Source organism: Streptomyces sp. NPDC006552 (genome assembly GCF_040611655.1).
Taxonomy (GTDB): Bacteria; Actinomycetota; Actinomycetes; order Streptomycetales; family Streptomycetaceae; genus Streptomyces.
Genome location: NZ_JBEXOS010000021.1, coordinates 31,212 through 49,664, shown reverse-complemented (window position 1 = coordinate 49,664; position 18,453 = coordinate 31,212). Strand labels below are relative to the sequence as shown.

Sequence of the window (18,453 nt, the reverse complement as noted above, 5' to 3'; positions counted from 1 at the left end):
CGCCCGTCATCAGCTCAGAACCGGGCAGGCGGCGCCCATGTGACAGCCGCGGGACACTTTCTCCGGCCGGCCGCCTCAGGCGGCGGCCAGCTGCCGGCCCACGAACGCCAGTTTGTCCGGGTTCAGGACGGCCTGTGCGGTCACGATGGCGCCCTCGCGGACCTCGAAGGAGACGACGGCGAACACCGTGTCACCGGCGCGGGCGACGAACGCGGCCACCCCGTTGACCTCGGCCACGCCGAAGTCCAGGCCGGCCGCGAACCGCTCCCGGGTACCGGCCAGGAACCGCAGCACCTTCTCGCGCCCCTCGACCGGCCGCCGCGCGGCGGAGACCTTGCCGCCGCCGTCCCCCCACCAGCTGACATCGGCGGCCAGCGTCTGCTCCAGCGCGCTCAGGTCACCGGCGCGCGCGGCCGTGACGAACGCCTCCACCAGCTCACGGTGGACCCGCGGCGACGGCGCGAACCGCGGGTCGGGCGCCGCGACACGGGCCGCGGCCCGGCGGTGCAGCTGACGGCAGTTCGCCTCGCCGAGGCCGAGCACCCCGGCGATCTCCCGGTAGCCGTACGCGAACGCCTCCCGCAGCACGTAGACGGCCCGCTCCGTCGGCGTCAGCCGCTCCAGGAGCAGCAGCAGGGCGCAGGAGACGGAGTCGCGGCGCTCGGCGGACTCCAGCGGGCCCAGCGCGCCGTCCGAGGTGAGGACGGGCTCGGGCAGCCAGGGCCCCACGTACTGCTCCCGCCGCACGCGGGCCGAGGTGAGGCGGTTGAGGCAGAGGTTCGTGACGACTTTGGCGAGCCAGGCGCCGAGGTGCTCGACCGCACCCGGCTCGGTGGCGCTCAGCCGCAGATAGGCGTCCTGGACCGCGTCCTGCGCCTCCTCCGCGGAGCCGAGCAACCTATAGGCGAGCCCGAACATCCGTGGACGCAGGCTCTCGAACTCCTCGACCGGCGGGCCGGGTTCTGGCGAAGTCATCACGCGCTCAGCCTGCCAGAACTCCCGGGCCCGGGCCGCTCACCAGGCGGTCCCGCCGGTGTTCCGGGGCGCGGCGCCCGTATTCCCGGCATCCGGCGCACACCATGACGAGATCCTGTGAGTCAGCCCACAGCATGCACACCGACCGGACGTGGCACACTGGCCGTGTACCAGAAGCAGCGCACTCCGGGGTCGGTGAAAGTCCGAACCGGCGGTTACAGTCCGCGACCCGGTCACGTCCAGTGGCCGGTTGACCAGGTGAAATTCCTGGACCGACGGTTAAAGTCCGGATGGGAGGCAGTGCGCGGCGGGCGGACACCTCCATGGTGTGCGTCGCCGTCTGTTGCGGGTGCCGTGCCACGTCCGTGGCTGGTCCCGCCGTTCGGTGTCGCTCCCGGTGTCCTGACCCGTCCGTTCCTGTCGTCGTCGCACGACAGTGCCCCGGAGTCCACGCCCCATGAGGGAGGACCCGGGAAGTGTTCACCGGAATCGTCGAAGAGCTGGGCGAGATCACGGCCGTCGAGAACCTCGATGACGCCTCCCGCTTCCGCGTCCGCGGCCCCGTCGTCACCGAAGGCGCCAAGCACGGTGACTCCATCGCGGTCAACGGAGTCTGTCTCACCGTCGTGGAGCACGGCGGCGACTGGTTCACGGCGGACGTCATGGCCGAGACCCTCAAGCGCTCCAGCCTCGGCGCGCTGACCACGGGCTCCCGCGTCAACCTGGAGCGGCCGATGGTCGCCGACGGACGGTTCGGCGGCCACATCGTGCAGGGCCACGTCGACGGCACCGGCACGATCATCGAGCGCCTGCCCTCCGCGCACTGGGAGATCGTCAAGATCTCGCTCCCCGCGGAACTGGCCCGGTACGTGGTCGAGAAGGGCTCCATCACCGTCGACGGCGTGAGCCTGACCGTCGTCGAGGCCGGCGCCGACTACTTCACCCTCAGCCTCATCCCCACCACCCTCGACCTGACCACGCTCGGCCGCAAGCAGCCCGGCGACCCGGTCAACATCGAGGTCGACGTCCTCGCGAAATACGTCGAGCGGATGCTCGGTTACCAGGGCAGCACGCAGGAAAGCGGCCGGGGCAGCGCTCAGGGGGGCACCAAGTGAACTGGCTCAACACGCAAGCGTTCACCGTCTTCGATCAGCACATCCTCTGGTCGGACATGATCGGCAACACGATCGGCCTGATCGCCCTCGCCCTCGGCTGGCGCCGCTCCCTGTGGACCTGGCCCGCACAGCTGGTCTCCGGCGCGATCCTGCTCACCGCCTTCGCCACCGCCCACCTCTCGGGCAGCGCCGGCAAGCAGCTCGTCGTCATCGTCGTCGCCCTCTTCGGCTGGTGGCAGTGGAACCGCGGCGCGGGCCGGGCGCAGGACGGCTCCATCGCCGTCCGGTTCGCCACCTGGCGCGAGCGCGGCGCCCTCGTCGGCGCCGCGGCGCTCGGCACCCTCGCCGTCGGCGCCCTGTTCACCGCGGTCCCGACGCTGTCGTGGGACCCCTGGCCGGACGCGTACATCTTCGTCGGCACCGTCGTCGCCATGTACGCGCAGGCGCGCGGCATGGTCGAGTTCTGGTTCGCCTGGCTCCTCGTCGACCTCGTCGGCGTCCCGCTGAACTTCGCCAACGGCTTCGCCTTCTCCGGCTTCGTCTACGTCATCTACGGCGCGCTCGTCCTGTGGGGCATGCGCGACTGGTGGCTGCGCTCCCGCGCCGCCGCGGCCACCGCCCCCGCGTTCGAAGGAGCCCACGCATGAGCACCGCAGCCCATCTGTACGACGTGTCCGCCGACGCCGCCCTCGGACTCGACCCGGTCGAGCAGGCCCTGCGCGACATCGCCGCGGGCCGGCCCGTCGTGGTCGTCGACGACGAGGACCGGGAGAACGAGGGAGACCTCGTCGTCGCCGCCGAGATGATCACGCCCGAGATCGTCGCCTTCATGATGAGCGAGTGCCGCGGCCTGATCTGCGCCCCCATGGAGGGCGAGGAGCTGGACCGGCTCGACCTGCCGCAGATGGTCGGCGACAACACGGAGTCGATGAAGACCGCCTTCACCGTCTCCGTCGACGCCTCCGGCGCGCACGGCGTCACCACCGGCATCTCCGCCGCCGACCGCGCGGCCACGCTCCGCCTCCTCGCGAGCGGCACGGCGCGGCCCGGCGACTTCGTCCGCCCCGGCCACGTCTTCCCGCTGCGCGCCCGGGCGGGCGGCGTCCTGACCAGGAACGGCCACACCGAGGCCGCCGTCGACCTCGCCCGGCTCGCGGGGCTGCGCCCGGCCGGGGCCATCGTGGAGATCGCCGGGGAGGACGGCGTCATGCTGCGCCTGCCCGAGCTGATCCCGTTCGCCCGCAAGCACGGCCTGACGATCATCTCCATCGAGGACCTGATCGCCTACCGCCGCTCCGCGGAGCCCACGGTCAAGCGCGAGGCCACGGTCCAACTTCCGACCGCCTTCGGCGAGTTCACCGCCTACGGCTACCGCTCCACGGTCGACGGCGTCGAGCACGTCGCCCTCGTCCACGGCTCCGTGGGCGCGGGCGAGGACGTCCTCGTGCGCATCCACTCCGAGTGCCTCACCGGCGACGTCTTCCACTCGATGCGCTGCGACTGCGGCCCCCAGCTGGAGGAGTCCATGCGCCGCATCGTCGAACAGGGCCGCGGCGTCGTCGTCTACCTGCGCGGCCACGAGGGCCGCGGCATCGGCCTGCTCTCCAAGCTGCGCGCCTACGAGCTCCAGGAGCGCGGCCGCGACACCCTCGACGCCAACCTGGAGCTGGGACTGCCCGCCGACGCCCGGGACTACGCGGCCGGCGCCCAGATCCTCGCCGACCTCGGCGTGCGGGACCTGCGCCTGATGACCAACAACCCCGACAAGGTCGACGCCCTCACCCGGCACGGCCTGACGGTCACCGCCCGCGAGCCGATGCCGGTCACCGCGGGCGAGCACAACCTCCGCTACCTGCGCACCAAGCGGGACCGGATGGGCCACGACCTGCCCTGGCTGGACGCCCCCACCACGTCCGCCTGCACCAACCAGTAACCCGACCAACTCCCTTATCCATCTACTTCATCTACGCACGTACGAGGAGAAGCGCGTGAGCGGCAAGGGTGCCCCCGAACTGAGTGTGAAGAACTGCGGCGACCTGCGCGTGGCCGTCATCGCCGCCCAGTGGCACGAGAAGGTCATGGACGGACTCGTCGACGGCGCCCTGCGCGCCCTGACCGAACTGGGCATCAGCGAGCCGACCGTGCTGCGCGTCCCGGGCAGCTTCGAGCTGCCGGTCGTCGCCAAGGTCCTCGCGGGCCGCGGCTACGACGCGATCGTGGCGCTCGGCGTCGTCATCCGCGGCGGTACCCCGCACTTCGAGTACGTGTGCCAGGGCGTCACCCAGGGCCTCACCCAGGTCTCCGTCGACACCGGCGTGCCCGTCGGCTTCGGCGTGCTGACCTGCGACACCGAGGAGCAGGCCCTGGACCGCGCGGGCATCGAGGGCTCCCGCGAGGACAAGGGGCACGAAGCGGTCACCGCGGCCGTGGCCACCGCCACCACGCTGCGTACCGTCGCCGAGCCCTGGCGTTAGGGCCCGGGGAGAGCCGCGTAAAGTAAGGACCACCATGTCCAATAAGACGTTCGAGGAGCTCTTCACCGAGCTCCAGCAGAAGGCCGCCACCGGCGACCCCGCCACTTCCCGCACCGCCGAGCTGGTCGGCAAGGGTGTCCATGCCATCGGCAAGAAGGTCGTCGAGGAGGCCGCCGAAGTCTGGATGGCGGCCGAGCACGAGGGCAAGGAAGCTGCCGCCGAGGAGATCTCGCAGCTGCTCTACCACGTCCAGGTGATGATGGTCGCCCGCGGCATCTCCCTCGACGACGTGTACGCCCACCTCTGAGCCGGCCCCCGCGCCCGCCCCACTCACCCTCACGCAAAGGAATCCGACCTCATGCTGCGCATCGCCGTCCCCAACAAGGGTTCACTGTCCGGACCTGCGTCGGCGATGCTGCATGAGGCCGGATACCGCCAGCGCAAGGAATCCAAGGAACTCGTCACGGTGGACCCGGGCAACGAGGTGGAGTTCTTCTACCTGCGCCCCAAGGACATCGCGATCTACGTGGCCTCGGGCAAGCTCGACATCGGCCTCACCGGCCAGGACCTGCTGATCGACTCGGGCGCGAACGCCGAGACGATCCTGCCGCTCGGCTTCGCCCGCTCCACCTTCCGCTTCGCCTCCCGCCCCGGCGCCGTCAAGGACCTCGGCGACCTGGCGGGCAAGACGATCGCCACCTCCTACGAGGGCATCGTCGGCCGGTACCTCGCCGAACACGGCGTGGACGCCGCCGTCGTGCACCTCGACGGCGCCGTGGAGACCGCCATCGAACTCGGCGTCGCGGACGCGATCGCGGACGTCGTGGAGACCGGCACCTCGCTGCGCAACGCGGGCCTGGAGGTCTTCGGCGAGCCGATCATGACGTCCGAGGCGTGCGTCATCCGCCGCAAGGGCGAGGGCTCCGACGCGGAGACCGAGCCCAAGGTGCAGCAGTTCCTCCGCCGCCTCCAGGGCGTCCTCGTCGCCCGCACCTACGTGATGATGGACTACGACTGCCGCGCCGAGCACCTGGAGCGGGCCGTCGCCCTCACCCCCGGCCTGGAGTCGCCGACCGTCTCCCCGCTGCACAACGAGGGCTGGGTCGCCGTGCGCGCCATGGTCCCCGCCAAGGACGCCCAGCGCATCATGGACGACCTGTACGCCCTGGGCGCGCGGGCCATCCTCACCACGGCCATCCACGCCTGCCGCCTCTAGGACCGCGAGCCATGCCCGACCCCGTGAACCTGCCCGTCACCTTCCGGCCCGGCCGCACCCGCGCCGTCCTGCACGTGCTCGGCGCGGCCTGCTTCGTCGTGATCACCGTCATCGCGCTGGTCCTCGACACCATGAGCCCGGCGGAGAAGGTCAGCTTCGTCTTCACCGCGGCCCTCTTCTGGGGCGTGCTCGGGCTGCTCGCGCGGCCCAAGATCGTCGCCGACGAGGACGGGGTCACGGTCGTCAACATCGCCCGCGGTCGCCGCCTAGCCTGGGCGGAGATCGTCCAGGTCAACCTGCGCCCCGGCGACCCCTGGGTCTTCCTGGACCTCAGCGACGGCACCAGCCTGGCCGCCCTGGGCATCCAGCCCGGCATCGCCCGGCAGAGCGCCATCCGCGACGCCAAGGCGCTGCGCGCCCTGAGCGAGGCCCGGACCGGAGTCCAGGGCTGACTCAGGGCCCCGGCCCCTGACGCGCGCGCCCCCGCCTAATTTAATCTGGTGGCGGGGCGCGCACCGTGAGCCGCCCCACCCCTGACGCGCCCGGACGGGCGACCGGGGGCCCCTGCTAACCAAGGAGTGACTCCCTCCAGCGATGGACGGATCGTCCGGCAGTACCTGCGCCGCCCCCACCCGACATAGCGCGCCCCGCGCGCGCACGTCCTCCCAGGCGGCGGCATGACCATCCCGTTGCTGCTCCTCGCGGCAGCCTTCCTCCTGATCCTCGCCAACGGATTCTTCGTGGCGGCCGAGTTCGGGCTCGTCACCGTCGAGCGCCAGGACGCCCAACAAGCGGCGGACGCCGGCGACAAGCGCGCCCGCACCGTCGTGGCCGCCCTCAAGGAACTCTCCTTCCAGCTCTCCGGCACCCAGCTGGGCATCACCATCACCTCCCTGGTGGTGGGCATGCTCGCCGAACCGGCCCTCGCCGAGCTGCTGCGCGGCCCCTTCACGGCCGTCGGCGTCCCCGAGGGCGCCGCACGCGGTATCGCCGTCGTCCTCGGCATGCTGCTCGCGGCGGCCGTGCAGATGGTGGTCGGCGAACTGGTCCCGAAGAACTGGGCGGTCTCCCGGCCGCTCCAGGTAGCCCGGTTCGTGGCGGGCCCCCAGCACGCCTTCGCCCGCCTCTTCCGCCCGGTCATCGCCCTGCTCAACACGGTGGCCAACCGCCTCGTGCGGCTGCTCGGCGTCGAGCCCGCCGACGAGCTGGCCTCCGCCCGCACCCCCGGCGAGCTGGTCTCCCTGGCCCGCCACTCCGCGCAGGCGGGCACCCTCGAACAGGACACGGCCGACCTGTTCGTGCGCACGCTCTCCCTCGGCGAGCTGACCGCGCAGCACGTCATGACGCCGCGCGTGAAGGTCAGCGCGCTCCAGTCCTCGGCGACCGCCGAGGACGTGGTCAACCTGACCCGCGCCACCGGCCTGTCCCGCTTCCCCGTCTACCGGGAGCGGATCGACGAGGTCATCGGCATGGTCCACCTCAAGGACGCCCTGGCGATGTCGGCGCACGAGCGGCTGCGCACGCCCGTCGCCCGGATCGCGCAGACCCCGCTCATGGTCCCCGAGACCCTCCCCGTCCAGCCGCTCCTCGCGCGCCTGCGCAGCGAGCAGCCCATCGCCGTCGTCGTCGACGAGTACGGCGGCACGGCCGGGGTCGTCACCCTGGAGGACATCGTGGAGGAGCTGGTCGGCGAGGTGCGCGACGAGCACGACCAGCTCGACCTGCCCGAACTGGCGGCGGCCCCGCCCGAGGACGGCAGGCCCGCCTGGGACGCCGACGGCAGCTGCCGCGTCGACATCCTGCGCCGGATAGGACTCGACGTCCCCGAAGGCCCCTACGAGACGGTGGCCGGCCTGGTCGCCGACCTCCTGGGCCGTATCCCCGCCCCCGGCGACCGGGCCGAACTGCCCGGCTGGCGCCTGGCCGTACGCCAGGTCGACCACTACCGCGCCGAGCGGGTGCGCATCGTCAAGACGGCCGACGCCCCGCAGGCCCTTGCCGAGGCGGTCCGATGAGCGCGCTGCAACTCTTCTTCGCGATCCTGCTGGTGCTGGCCAACGGATTCTTCGTCGGGGCGGAGTTCGCCCTGGTCTCGGTGCGCCGCAGCCAGATCGAGCCGCTGCCCGGCAAGCGGGCCCGCCAGGTCCTGTACGGCCTGGAGCACCTGCCGCAGATGATGGCGGCGGCCCAGTTCGGGATCACCGTCTGCTCGCTGACGCTGGGCGCGGTGGCCGAGCCGACGGTGGCGGCGCTCCTTGAACCTCTCTTCGAGGCGGTCCACGTCCCGCACGGCATGATCCACCCGCTCGGCTACGTCATCGCCCTCGCGGCGGTGGTCTCCCTGCACCTCGTCATCGGCGAGATGGTGCCGAAGAACCTGGCGATGGCGGCTCCGGAGAAGACCGCGCTCTGGTTCAGCCCGGGGCTCGTCGCCTTCGCACGGCTGTGCAAGCCGGTCACGCTCGCGCTCGGCGCCTGCGCCCGCCTGATCCTCACGGCCTTCCGGGTCGAGCCGAAGGACGAGGTCGAGGCGGTCTTCACCAGCGAGCAGCTCAACCGCCTGGTGGAGGACTCCGGCCAGGCGGGCCTGCTCGGCCCCGAGGAGCAGGAGCGCCTGGAGGACGCCCTGGAGCTGGGTTCCCGCCCGGTCACCGACGTCCTGCTGAACCGCTCCGACCTCGTCACGGTCGGCCCCTCGGTCACCCCGGCGGAGATCATCGCGCTGACGGCCCGCACCGGCTTCTCGCGGTTCCCGGTCTGCGCGGACGGCGGCGCCTTCATGGGCTACCTGCACGTCAAGGACGTGCTCGACCTGATCGAGGGCCCCGGCACGGACCGCGCCGTCCCGCAGCAGGTCTGGCGCCCCATGACGACGCTGCGGGCCGAACTGCCCCTGGACGACGCCCTGACGGTGATGCGCCGGGCGGCCACCCACCTGGCCCAGGTGGCGGACGCGGCGGGCCGCGTCCTCGGTCTGGTCGCCCTGGAGGACGTCCTGGAGCTGCTGGTCGGCGAGGTGCGCGATCCGGCGCACCGGGACGAACCCCAGCTGCCCGGCGCCCGCGAGAAGCAGGGGGCGCTCACCTAGACGCGTGACGGCCGCAGGACCCCTACATCGCGGAGGGGTCCTGCGGCCCCCGCCCGGAGAGCACCTCTCCGTAGGCCTGCATCAGGTCCGGCAGCCGCAGCGTGGCCAGGTCGTCCCGGGAGGGCTCCGTCAGATACCCGGTGAGCCGCAGATCCCGGTACGCGCACGACTTCTCGTACAGCGTCCGCAGGAACCGCCCGTTGCCCAGTTCGTCGATCCACCCCTGCTCCACCACGTGGCCGGCGATGGAGCGCAGCTCGTCGAGCGCCTCCTCGTCCCACGCGTCCCCGTTCTCCGCCGCCAGCACCTCGCCGATCGAGGTGAGCTCCAGCGGGCGGTAGGAGGGGAAGTCGACCCGCGACGTGAAGCGCGAGGACAGACCGGGGTTGGCCGCGAGCAGCCGGTCCATGCCCTCCGGGTAGCCGGCCAGGATCACCACGAGGTGGTCGCGGTTGTCCTCGGCCCGCTTCAGCAGCACCTGGAGCGCCTCGTCGCCGTACGCGTCGCCCTTGCCGTAGCCGGAGTTGGAGAGCGCGTACGCCTCGTCGACGAAGAGCACCCCGCCGAGCGCGGAGTCGATCAGCTCGTTCGCCTTCACCGCTGTCTGGCCCAGGTACTCGCCGACCAGATCCGCCCGCTGCGCCTCCACGAGGTGGTCCCCGCCGAGCAGACCGAGGGCGTAGAAGACACGGCCGAGGATCCGGGCGACCGTCGTCTTGCCGGTGCCCGAGGGGCCCGAGAAGACGAAGTGGCGTTTGGGCGGCTGGACCGGCAGCCCCTGCCCGGCGCGGAGCCGCGCCATGTTGAGCTGCGCCGAGAGCGCCTTGACCTGGCGCTTGACCGGCTCCAGGCCGACCATCAGCTCCAGTTCGGAGAGCGCCTCCTCCAGGAGCACCGGATCGGCCGGACCCGCGGGCAGCGGCACCTCGACCGGCACCACCGCCTTCTCCCGCACCATGTCGGGGTCGCCGGCGCCCGCGCCGCCCGGCGGCGGCAGGTCCGGCTCGGTGACCTTCAGGCCCAGGCCGTCGCCCGCGTACAGCGGTTCCACCGACTCCCCGCTCTCCGGGCCGTCCTGATACCCCGTCAGCGTCATCGGGGTGAGGTCGGGGCCGTCCGCGAAGTCCCCGTACCCGTCGCCCTCGGCGATCGCCGCGAGCCGCGCCGAGGTGTCCATGAAGGCCGGATCGACCCGGTGCACCGCCCGGTACAGCGGCATCGCGGCCGCCGAACGGCCGGTGCCCTCGTGCGCCCTGGCCAGCCAGTACCGCAGCTCCTTGCGTTGCGGCTGCTCGCTGCGGCAGCGCATCAGGGCCGAGGAGAGCAGCGGCTCCGCCTGCCCGTACATCTCCAGGCGCACCCGCGCCATCCCGCCGAACAGGCCCGCCTCGATGCCGAGCATCGGATCGTCGAGCAACGCCTCGGTCTGCCGCACCAGTTGGTCCCAGTCCTTGACCAGGTACGCCCGGCAGGCGTGCAGGAAGCGCACCTGCGGATCGGCGTCGGCCGGCGGCAGCGTCGCGAGCGCCCGGTCCAGCTCCGGCACATGGCGTCCGTCCAGCCAGTGCGAGGCGTGCGCGAGGAGCAGATCGCGCGGGTGCTCAAGCACCGGCTGCACCCACCAGCCCAGCCAGTACCAGGAGTTGAGCGTGCGCCGGTGGCGCGTGCGCTGCTCCCCGAACCGGTCGCGGTGGCGGAACATCCGCAGCAGCGCCGTCGTCGTGTCGATGCGCAGCGCGTGCAGCCCGAGCCAGCCGTCGGCCATCCCCGGGTCCATCCGCACGGCGGCCCGGAACTCCTCCTCCGCCTGCGGGTACGCGCCCATCGTGTACGCGTCGACGCCTCGCAGCCAGGCGAGGTCGGCCGGGCCCGTCGGCGCGCCGGTGCCGAAGTCCATCACGTCCCCCACAAACCGTGCCCCCGATGAACCGCTCTGACATGGACGGGAGTTGACACTATGCGGACAGCGAGCCGTCCTTGGCCGCACCGACAGCATCGTACCCGCGGGGGCCTGGTCAGCCGTAGGGCGCGACGGGGCCGGATCGCGGCGCGCAGGGCAGAAAGGCCGGGATCGCGCGCGGGGGGAGCGCGGCGCGCTCCGGTGACCCTGGGTGAGCGGCGGGCGCCGCAGCGCGGCCGGAAAAGGGGTCCGCGGGCAGAACGAAGCCCCCGATCACGGGGGAACGACCGGGGGCTTCGCGTCTTCGGGCGACCCCGAAAGGCCGCACATTGAGAACGTAAGTCCTGTCCGGCCCCTCGGTCAAGCAGAGTTGAGGCACTCGGGGAAAGTGGCGGAAGGCTGTTCGGCCGGGGTCAGCGCACCGCTGGCGGTTCCTCACTTTGAGTGACATCCGAGGGGTCGGGCGGAGCGTCGCCGGGTCCCTCGCGCATCTCGTACCCCGTGCGGCACTCCCGCACCAGCGCGTCGGCGAACGGCCGGGACGGATCCCGCGCGAAGTGCTCGCGTTCCGCTGGGATCCAGCCGTCCCAGAAGTCCCGCTGGGCCGCACCGTCCCGGGCCCGCCCGCGCGCCCAGGAGGTCTCGTCCGCCAGCTCCATCCACAGCAGCCGCGCCAGGCGGGGCCGCAGCGCGCGCCGGCCGGCGCCCACCCCTTCGACGAGGATCACCTCGGCGGGCGGCAGCGAGCGCGCGGCGCCGAAGCGGCGGGCCTGCCAGTCGTAGACCGCGTACCGCGCCGTCTCGCCCCGGGCGAGCGGCTCCAGCACCTGGGCGCGCAGCCGGTCCGTCCAGGCGAAGAGGGCGTCATGGCTCGCGATGTCGTCCAGCCGCAGCACGGGCGCCCCGCCGAGCGCCTCGGCCAGCCGGGCCGCCAGCGTCGACTTGCCGGAACCGGCGTGTCCGTCGATGCCGACGAGGCGCACGGGTCCGCAGGAGGCGGGCAGCCGGCGCACCCGGTCGGCGTACTGGTCGAGGGGCACGTGCTGGTAGGTCACGGCGGCAAGGGTACGCCGGGCCTTCCCCCGAGGTTTCGGGCGCGCCGCTGCAGGTCATTCCAGTGGTGGAGACCAATATTGGTGGCGTGGCGCGCTCCGGAACGCTGGTGGAAATCCTGTCGCAGCGGCCATAGTTGGCGCACCGCAGGGGGCGCACCGCCCCACCCGGCCATGGGCCGGCCCCGTCCGCACCGTCCACCGCTCCGTCGACTGGGGGAACCACCCGATGACCCGATCCGCTCCACACTCCGGTCCGGCCCGCAGAACCGTGCTCGCCGCCGCCGCGGGCGCCGCCCTCGCCGCCGGCACGGCCGCGGCCGGTGCCGCGCACGCCGCGCCGGGCCCGGCCGGCCCGCGCACGAAGGCCCCGGCCCGCCCCGTGGACAACCACGCCTGGACGACGCAGGCCGACTGGCGCTCCGGCACCGGCAAGGGCACCCGTGTCGTCGCGGGCGCCCGCCCCGGCGTCACCCTCGCCAAGGCCGCGGGACGCACCACGTACACCGACCCGCACCTGAACAGGACGGCGCAGTGGGAGTACGCCGAGTGGCTCTCCCCGGTCCACCGCCTGCGGGTCCCCGCCACCGAGGTCATCGCCTCGTGGAACGCGCACACCCCGCCGGGCACCTGGATCCAGGTCGAGCTGCGGGGCACGTACACCGACGGGACCCGCACGCCCTGGTACGTGCTGGGCCGCTGGACGGCCGGGGACGACAAGGACGTCGACATCCGCCGGACCTCGGTGGACGACCAGAGCGACGGCAAGTCGAGCATCTGGACCGACACGTTCTCCATCGACGACGCGGCCTCGGGCCTGCGGCTCGTCTCGTACGGCCTGCGGCTGCGGCTGCTGCGCGCCCCCGGCTCGAAGGCCGCGCCGACGGTCTGGCGGCTCGGCGCGATGGGCTCGGACGTGCCGGACCGGTTCACCGTCCCCGCCTCCGCTCCCGGCCTCGCCAAGGAGCTGGCCGTCCCGCGCTACTCGCAGAACATCCACTCCGGCCAGTACCCCCAGTACGACAACGGCGGCGAGGCCTGGTGCAGCCCCACCTCCTCGCAGATGATCATCGAGTACTGGGGCCGCAGGCCCACCGCCCGGCAGCTGGCCTGGGTCGACCCGTCCTACGCCGACCCGCAGGTCTGCCACGCGGCCCGGTTCACCTACGACTACCAGTACGAGGGCTGCGGCAACTGGCCGTTCAACGCGGCGTACGCGGCGACCTACAAGGACTTGCAGGGCGTCGTCACCCGCCTCTCCTCGCTGAGCGACCTGGAGACCCTGATCGCGGCCGGCATCCCGGCCATAACGTCCCAGTCGTTCCTCAAGGAGGAGCTGACCGGGGCCGGGTACGGCACCTCCGGCCACCTCATGACGGTGATCGGCTTCACCGCCGACGGTGACGTGATCGCCAACGACCCGGCGTCGCCGAGCGACGCGGCGGTGCGCCGCGTCTACAAGCGGGCGGAGTGGGAGACGATCTGGCTGCGCACGAAGCGCCACAACGCCTCGGGCGCCGTCGTCTCCGGCACCGGCGGGGTCTGCTACCTGTACTTCCCGGCCCACCCGAGCGCCGGGCAGCGCAAGGCGCTGGCGGCGGTGGGCGTGCGCTGAGCGGATGCCGCGCGGTCCCTGCGCCGGAGGGACCGCGCGGCGCCCCGGATCAGCCCGTGACGACCGGGGCCACCACCCAGTCGGGGTGGCCGGGCATCGGCGGGGTCGTCGCCCCGTACAGCCAGGGGTGCAGGAAGCCCGCCAGATCCTCACCCGCGACCCGGGAGGCCAGCGTGATGTAGTCGGCGGTCGAGGCCGTCCGGCCGCGGTACGTCGTGACCCAGGCCCGCTCGATGCGCTGGAACGTCTCCGCGCCCACCTTCTCCCGCAGCGCGTACAGGACCAGCGCGGAGCCGTCGTAGCGCATGCGCTTGAAGAGGTTCGGCTCGGTGGGCTCCGCGGGCGCCCCGTAGTCGCGGCGCCATTGGTCGTGGCTCTCGTACGCGGTCCTCATGGCGGCCTCGAAACTGTCGCCGCCGTGCTCCTGGGAGTAGAGCCGCTCGTAGAAGCGGGCGTGCCCTTCGGTGAGCCACAGGTCGGACCAGGTGGCCAGGGCGACGCTGTCGCCGAACCACTGGTGGGTCAGCTCGTGGAGCAGATCGCGCTCGGCATCGACCTGCGTGCCGAGGAGGTCGGCCTTCGGCAGCAGCGACAGCGTCTGCGTCTCCAGCGCCACGCCGAGGTCCGTGTCCCCGACCAGGACGCCGTAGCGGTGGAAGGGAAAGGGGCCCAACTGCTTCTGCAGCCATGCCAGATGGCCGGGCGTGAGGTCGCGGTACGGCTGGGTCGCGGCCACCAGGGCGGGCGGGACGACATCGCGCAACGGCAGCCCGCCCGGCCCCGTACGGTCGACGAACGTGAAATCCCCGATGGCGAGTTGGACGAGCTGGGCGGCGACCGGCTGTTCGGAGTCGTAGGTCCAGCGGACCCGGCCGTCCGGGCGCGTGGCACGGTCGACGAGCCGCCCGTTGGCGACGGCCTCCAGACCGGCCGGGGTCGTGACATGGAAGGTGTAAGGGGCCCGGCGGCTCGGGTGGTCGTCGGCCGGGAAGATCATCTTGGCGCCGTCGGGCTGCGGGTACAGGACCGTGCCGTCGGGCGTGGGTATCCAGCCGTAGTCCTCGATCGCGTCGTCGCGGTGGCGCCTCTGCGTCGGATCGGCGACGTAGTCGACCCGCACGGTGAACGAAGTGCCCGCGCGCAGCGCGGACTTGGGCGTGACGACGAGCTCGTCGCCGTCCCGCCGGGTCTGCGCGGGGCTGCCGTTCACGGTGACCGAGCGCAGCTCGTTGCCCGCGAAGTCCAGGTCGAACCGCGAGAGTGCCTGGGTGGCCGTGGCCCTGATCGTCGTCGACGCGGCGAACGGGGTCCGCGGCGCCTGCCAGTCGAAGTCGAGCGTGTAGTGGCGGACCCGGTAACCGCCGTTGCCGTCGAGCGGGAACATCGGGTCGCCGAGGCCGGGGGCGCCCGGCGTGGGCGCGGGGGAGGCGCCGGCGGCCTGCGCGACGGCCGGGCCGGTCAGCGCCGCGGCGACGGTGAGCGCGGCGGCGGCGAGACGGCCGCTGCGTCGGGGGGTCCGGTACGTGCGCATCGAGGTCCTTCCGGTCGGGAGGAAACACGTCGCAGTGTGGGACGCGCCACGTCCCGGGCCGGTTGTGCGTGACCAAGGTCTCGGCCGCGCACCGGCGTTCCGGTGGCAAGGTGGTAGGGGCGCCGGGAGGGGACCCAGGACCGTCGGACGGCCCGTGGCGCCGGGCCCATCACGACCACGCCATGATCCCAGTGAGTGAGACACCCATGACCGCAAGCTCCGTAGCCAGCCAGGCCCCCGCCGCCTCGCGTGCCCGCACCGGCGGCCCGCAGGAGGACGGCCCGAAGATCCTCGAACACTTCATGGGCTGGGCCCTCGTCGTGGTGCTGGCCATGCTCGTCACGCAGACCGGTCTGATGTGACCTGAGCCACCCCTGACGACACGCGAGGGGCGGGACCCGGACGACCGGGCCCCGCCCCTCGCGTCGTACGACAGCCTTTAGCTCACGGCCTTGATCAGCTCACCGTTCGCCGTGTCGCCGGACAGCTCCCACAGGAAGGTGCCGCCCAGGCCCTGCTGGTTCTTGTAGGTCATCTTCCCCGCGATGGTGGCCGGGGTGTCGTAGCTCCACCAGTTCGTGCCGCAGTGCGCGTACGCGGTGCCGCCGACCGTGCCCGTGGCGGGGCACTTGGTCTTCAGCTCCTTGTAGTCGTCGATGCCCTGCTCGTACTTGCCGGCGGCCGGCCCGGTCGCGGTGCCGCCGGGCGCGTCCTGGGTGACGCCGGTCCAGCCGCGCCCGTAGAAGCCGATGCCGAGCAGCAGCTTCGAGGCGGGCACCCCCGCCGCCTTCAGCTTGGTGATCGTGGCGTCGGTGTTGTACCCGGCCTTCGGTATCCCGGTGTACGCCTTCAGCGGCGAGTGCGGGGCGGTCGGCCCCTTGGCGTCCCACGCGCCGAAGTAGTCGTACGTCATCGGGTTGTACCAGTCGACGTACTGGGCGGCGCCCGCGTAGTCGGTGGCGTCCAGCTTGCCGCCCGCCGAGGCGTCGGCCGGGATGGCGGAGGTGAGCAGCGCGCCGCTGCCGAACTTCGCGCGCAGCGCCGCCATCAGCTTCTTGTACGCGTCGCGCCCGCTGGTGTCGCAGGTCAGGCCGCAGGCGTTGGGGTACTCCCAGTCGATGTCGATGCCGTCGAAGACATCGGCCCACTTGGAGTTCTCCACCAGGTCGTAGCAGGACTGGGCGAACGCGGCCGGGTTCTTCGCCGCCTCCGTGAACCCGCCGGACCAGGTCCAGCCGCCGAAGGACCACAGGATCTTGAGGTTCGGGTGCTTCTTCTTCAGCTTGCGCAGCTGATTGAAGTTGCCGCGCAGCGGCTGGTCCCAGGTGTCGGCGACGCCGTCCACGGACTGGTCGGCGGTGTAGGCCTTGTCCGTCGCGGCGTAGGAGTCGCCCATGGCGCACTTGCCGCCCTGGACGTTGCCGAAGGAGTAGTTGATGTGGGTGAGCTTGGCTGCGGAGCCGGACGTCTCGACGTTCTTGACGTGGTAGTTCCGGTCGTAGACACCCCACTCGGTGAAGTAGCCGACGACCTTCGAACCGGCCGCGGCCGGTGCGGAGGCGCGCTCCGGCTGGGCGCTCGCGCTGCCGGCGGAGACGAGCAGTCCCGCGCCGAGTGCCGCGCAGCACGCGGCGGCGGTGAGCGAGGTGAGGCGCGCGTGGGGGAGGTGCGGTCTGAGCATCGTGTCTCCTCGTGGGGGAGGGAGGACATGGGGGAGGTGGTGCTGTGGACCTGCGTGGAGCACGGCTTCCGCGCGTCCGCCGGGACTGACATGAACGCGGTAAGTCGTTGAACGGAACAGTAGGAGGACTAGACCAGTGGGTCAATGGTCCGAACCAATTTGCCGCCCGCGCTTCCGCCCGCACTCCGGTCTGACGGCGGGCGCGGCGAAAAAGCTGGAGTAAGCGGTCGTTAACTGGTGACGCGGGGCTCTTTCTCGGGAATACTCAACACGCCGCAGCCGCTGGTCAGGCCCTTCCGAGACCCGGACGGGCAGCATCGGCCCGGTAGTGACCACCCGGCGACGCCGCCCCACCCCGCGCGCGCCGCCGCCGTGCCCGACCAGAGGAGAGCGTCGCCATGCCGGAGCCAGGAGTCGAGCGTCAGGTGCCGACGGACGAGGCCAGGGACCTGCTGGCGCTGGTCCGCGACATCGCGCGGCGGGAGATCGCCCCGCGCGCGTCCGAGGACGAGGACGCGAGCCGCTTCCCGCGCGCGGCGTTCACCCTGCTCTCCTCGTCGGGCCTGCTGGGCCTCGCCTACGAGGCCGAGTTCGGCGGCGGCGACCAGCCCTACGAGGTCTACCTCCAGGTCCTCGAAGAACTCGCGGCCGCGCGCCTGACCGTCGGTCTCGGCGTGAGCGTGCACTCGCTCTCCTGCCACGCCCTCGCCAACTTCGGCACCAAGCAGCAGCGGACGGAGTACCTGCCCGGCATGCTCGGCGGCGGGCTGCTGGGCGCGTACTGCCTCTCCGAGCCGTCCTCGGGTTCGGACGCCGCCTCCTTGCGCACGAAGGCGGTGCGCGACGGCGACGACTGGGTCCTCTCCGGGACCAAGGCGTGGATCACCCACGGTGGCGTCGCGGACTTCTACACCGTGCTGGCCCGCAGCGGCGGCGAAGGCGCGCACGGCATCACGGCCTTCCTGGTCCCCGGCGACGCCGAGGGGCTGAGCGCCGCGGCGCCGGAGAAGAAGATGGGGATGAAGGGCTCACCGACCGCGCAGGTCCACTTCGACGGCGTACGGGTCAGCGACGCGCGCCGGATCGGCGACGAGGGGCAGGGCTTCCAGATCGCCCTTTCCGCGCTCGACTCCGGCCGGCTCGGCATCGCGGCCTGCGCGATCGGCGTGGCGCAGGCGGCGCTGGACGAGGCGGTGGCGTACGCGAAGGGGCGCAACCAGTTCGGGCGGCCCATCGCCGACTTCCAGGGCCTGCGGTTCCTGCTCGCGGACATGGCGACGCAGGTCGAGGCGGGCCGGGCCCTGTACCTGTCGGCGGCGCGGCTGCGGGACGCGGGCCGGCCGTTCTCCAAGCAGGCCGCCATGGCGAAGCTGCTCTGCACGGACGCGGCGATGAAGGTGACCACGGACGCCGTGCAGGTCTTCGGCGGGTACGGCTACACCGCCGACTTCCCGGTCGAGCGCTACATGCGGGAGGCGAAGGTGCTCCAGATCGTCGAGGGCACCAATCAGATCCAGCGCATGGTCATCGCCCGTCACCTCGCGGGTCCTGAGTCCCGCTGAACTGCCCCGTGCGCACGAGGGGCGCCACGAGCCGCACCCACTCCGGGTCGTGGTGCCCCGGCAGGGTCCTGCCGCGCTCGGCCCAGGCGGCGAGCAGGGCGCGGTAGAGCGGCGGGTCCTGGACCGGGGCCTGCGGGGCCGGCGGGGGCTGGTGCGCCGCATGGGGCTGGAACGTCTGCTGCGCCGGCTGATAGCCCTGCTGCGGTGCGTACGTCTGATACGACGGATAGGCCTGCTGCGGCTG

The 18,453-nt window shown here is 72.3% G+C and carries 17 protein-coding genes, 1 pseudogene and 1 riboswitch; of the genes and pseudogenes, 12 read left to right on the top strand and 6 right to left on the bottom strand.

Annotated elements, in window-relative coordinates:
- Positions 1-75: 75 nt before the first annotated feature.
- Positions 76-975 carry an RNA polymerase sigma-70 factor gene (locus tag ABZY33_RS15215; RefSeq protein WP_356492060.1) on the bottom strand — a complete coding sequence of 300 codons (900 nt, stop codon included), beginning with the start codon at positions 973-975 and terminating at the stop codon, positions 76-78.
- 177 nt (positions 976-1,152) lie between these two features.
- A riboswitch (FMN riboswitch) is annotated at positions 1,153-1,283 on the top strand.
- A gap of 168 nt (positions 1,284-1,451) precedes the next feature.
- On the opposite strand from ABZY33_RS15215, the gene ABZY33_RS15210 reads away from it, so the two are divergent.
- The 9 genes from ABZY33_RS15210 (at position 1,452) to ABZY33_RS15170 (ending at position 8,868) form a co-directional block, all read left to right on the top strand.
- Positions 1,452-2,090 carry a riboflavin synthase gene (locus tag ABZY33_RS15210; RefSeq protein ID WP_356492015.1) on the top strand — a complete coding sequence of 213 codons (639 nt, stop codon included), beginning with the start codon at positions 1,452-1,454 and terminating at the stop codon, positions 2,088-2,090.
- Complete coding sequence (locus ABZY33_RS15205; RefSeq protein WP_356492014.1) at positions 2,087-2,737, top strand: nicotinamide mononucleotide transporter family protein; 651 nt, start codon at positions 2,087-2,089, stop codon at positions 2,735-2,737. Before ABZY33_RS15210 ends, ABZY33_RS15205 begins: the two co-directional genes overlap by 4 nt.
- Positions 2,734-4,023, top strand: a complete 1,290-nt coding sequence (locus ABZY33_RS15200) for a bifunctional 3,4-dihydroxy-2-butanone-4-phosphate synthase/GTP cyclohydrolase II (RefSeq protein WP_356492013.1) — start codon at positions 2,734-2,736, stop codon at positions 4,021-4,023. The genes ABZY33_RS15205 and ABZY33_RS15200 overlap by 4 nt, the downstream gene beginning before the upstream one ends.
- A gap of 55 nt (positions 4,024-4,078) precedes the next feature.
- Positions 4,079-4,564 carry a 6,7-dimethyl-8-ribityllumazine synthase gene (gene ribH / locus ABZY33_RS15195; protein WP_356492012.1) on the top strand — a complete coding sequence of 162 codons (486 nt, stop codon included), beginning with the start codon at positions 4,079-4,081 and terminating at the stop codon, positions 4,562-4,564.
- 34 nt (positions 4,565-4,598) lie between these two features.
- Complete coding sequence (locus ABZY33_RS15190) at positions 4,599-4,871, top strand: phosphoribosyl-ATP diphosphatase (protein WP_324775649.1); 273 nt, start codon at positions 4,599-4,601, stop codon at positions 4,869-4,871.
- Between the two features lie 51 nt (positions 4,872-4,922).
- The gene (gene hisG, locus ABZY33_RS15185) at positions 4,923-5,780 is read left to right on the top strand and encodes an ATP phosphoribosyltransferase (RefSeq protein WP_356492011.1); all 858 of its coding nucleotides are present in this window, start codon (positions 4,923-4,925) and stop codon (positions 5,778-5,780) included.
- Between the two features lie 11 nt (positions 5,781-5,791).
- Positions 5,792-6,232, top strand: a complete 441-nt coding sequence (locus ABZY33_RS15180) for a PH domain-containing protein (protein WP_356492010.1) — start codon at positions 5,792-5,794, stop codon at positions 6,230-6,232.
- A 225-nt stretch (positions 6,233-6,457) separates the two neighbouring features.
- A complete protein-coding gene (locus ABZY33_RS15175; protein WP_356492009.1) occupies positions 6,458-7,795 on the top strand; it encodes a hemolysin family protein in 1,338 nt (445 codons plus the stop codon).
- Positions 7,792-8,868, top strand: a complete 1,077-nt coding sequence (locus ABZY33_RS15170; protein WP_356492008.1) for a hemolysin family protein — start codon at positions 7,792-7,794, stop codon at positions 8,866-8,868. Before ABZY33_RS15175 ends, ABZY33_RS15170 begins: the two co-directional genes overlap by 4 nt.
- A 22-nt stretch (positions 8,869-8,890) precedes the next feature.
- Here ABZY33_RS15170 and ABZY33_RS15165 read toward each other — a convergent pair whose 3' ends face one another.
- Positions 8,891-10,765 (bottom strand): AAA family ATPase, encoded by a 1,875-nt coding sequence (locus ABZY33_RS15165; RefSeq protein WP_356492007.1) that lies wholly within the window; start codon positions 10,763-10,765, stop codon positions 8,891-8,893.
- A 416-nt stretch (positions 10,766-11,181) separates the two neighbouring features.
- Positions 11,182-11,823 carry a hypothetical protein gene (locus tag ABZY33_RS15160; protein ID WP_356492006.1) on the bottom strand — a complete coding sequence of 214 codons (642 nt, stop codon included), beginning with the start codon at positions 11,821-11,823 and terminating at the stop codon, positions 11,182-11,184.
- 226 nt (positions 11,824-12,049) lie between these two features.
- Here ABZY33_RS15160 and ABZY33_RS15155 point away from each other — a divergent pair, with 226 nt between their 5' ends.
- Positions 12,050-13,435, top strand: coding sequence for a peptidase C39 family protein (locus tag ABZY33_RS15155; RefSeq protein WP_356492005.1), 1,386 nt, complete (start codon positions 12,050-12,052; stop codon positions 13,433-13,435).
- 49 nt (positions 13,436-13,484) lie between these two features.
- Here the strand turns inward: ABZY33_RS15155 and ABZY33_RS15150 are convergent, their stop codons facing one another.
- Positions 13,485-14,966, bottom strand: a complete 1,482-nt coding sequence (locus ABZY33_RS15150; protein ID WP_356492004.1) for a M1 family metallopeptidase — start codon at positions 14,964-14,966, stop codon at positions 13,485-13,487.
- 206 nt (positions 14,967-15,172) lie between these two features.
- On the opposite strand from ABZY33_RS15150, the gene ABZY33_RS15145 reads away from it, so the two are divergent.
- Positions 15,173-15,328 (top strand): SCO1431 family membrane protein, encoded by a 156-nt coding sequence (locus tag ABZY33_RS15145; protein ID WP_356492003.1) that lies wholly within the window; start codon positions 15,173-15,175, stop codon positions 15,326-15,328.
- Positions 15,329-15,405: 77 nt separating this feature from the next.
- Here ABZY33_RS15145 and ABZY33_RS15140 read toward each other — a convergent pair whose 3' ends face one another.
- Positions 15,406-16,647 carry a glycoside hydrolase family 18 protein gene (locus tag ABZY33_RS15140; protein ID WP_356492002.1) on the bottom strand — a complete coding sequence of 414 codons (1,242 nt, stop codon included), beginning with the start codon at positions 16,645-16,647 and terminating at the stop codon, positions 15,406-15,408.
- Positions 16,648-17,045: 398 nt separating this feature from the next.
- Between ABZY33_RS15140 and ABZY33_RS15135 the strand changes: the two genes are divergently transcribed.
- On the top strand, positions 17,046-18,209 hold the full coding sequence (locus tag ABZY33_RS15135) for an acyl-CoA dehydrogenase family protein (RefSeq protein ID WP_356492001.1): 1,164 nt from the start codon (positions 17,046-17,048) through the stop codon (positions 18,207-18,209).
- On the opposite strand, the pseudogene ABZY33_RS15130 reads toward ABZY33_RS15135, so the two are convergent.
- Positions 18,172-18,354 (bottom strand): annotated as a pseudogene (locus ABZY33_RS15130) (hypothetical protein); the annotation flags it as partial. The gene ABZY33_RS15135 and the pseudogene ABZY33_RS15130 sit on opposite strands and share 38 nt — an antisense overlap.
- Positions 18,355-18,453: the final 99 nt, after the last annotated feature.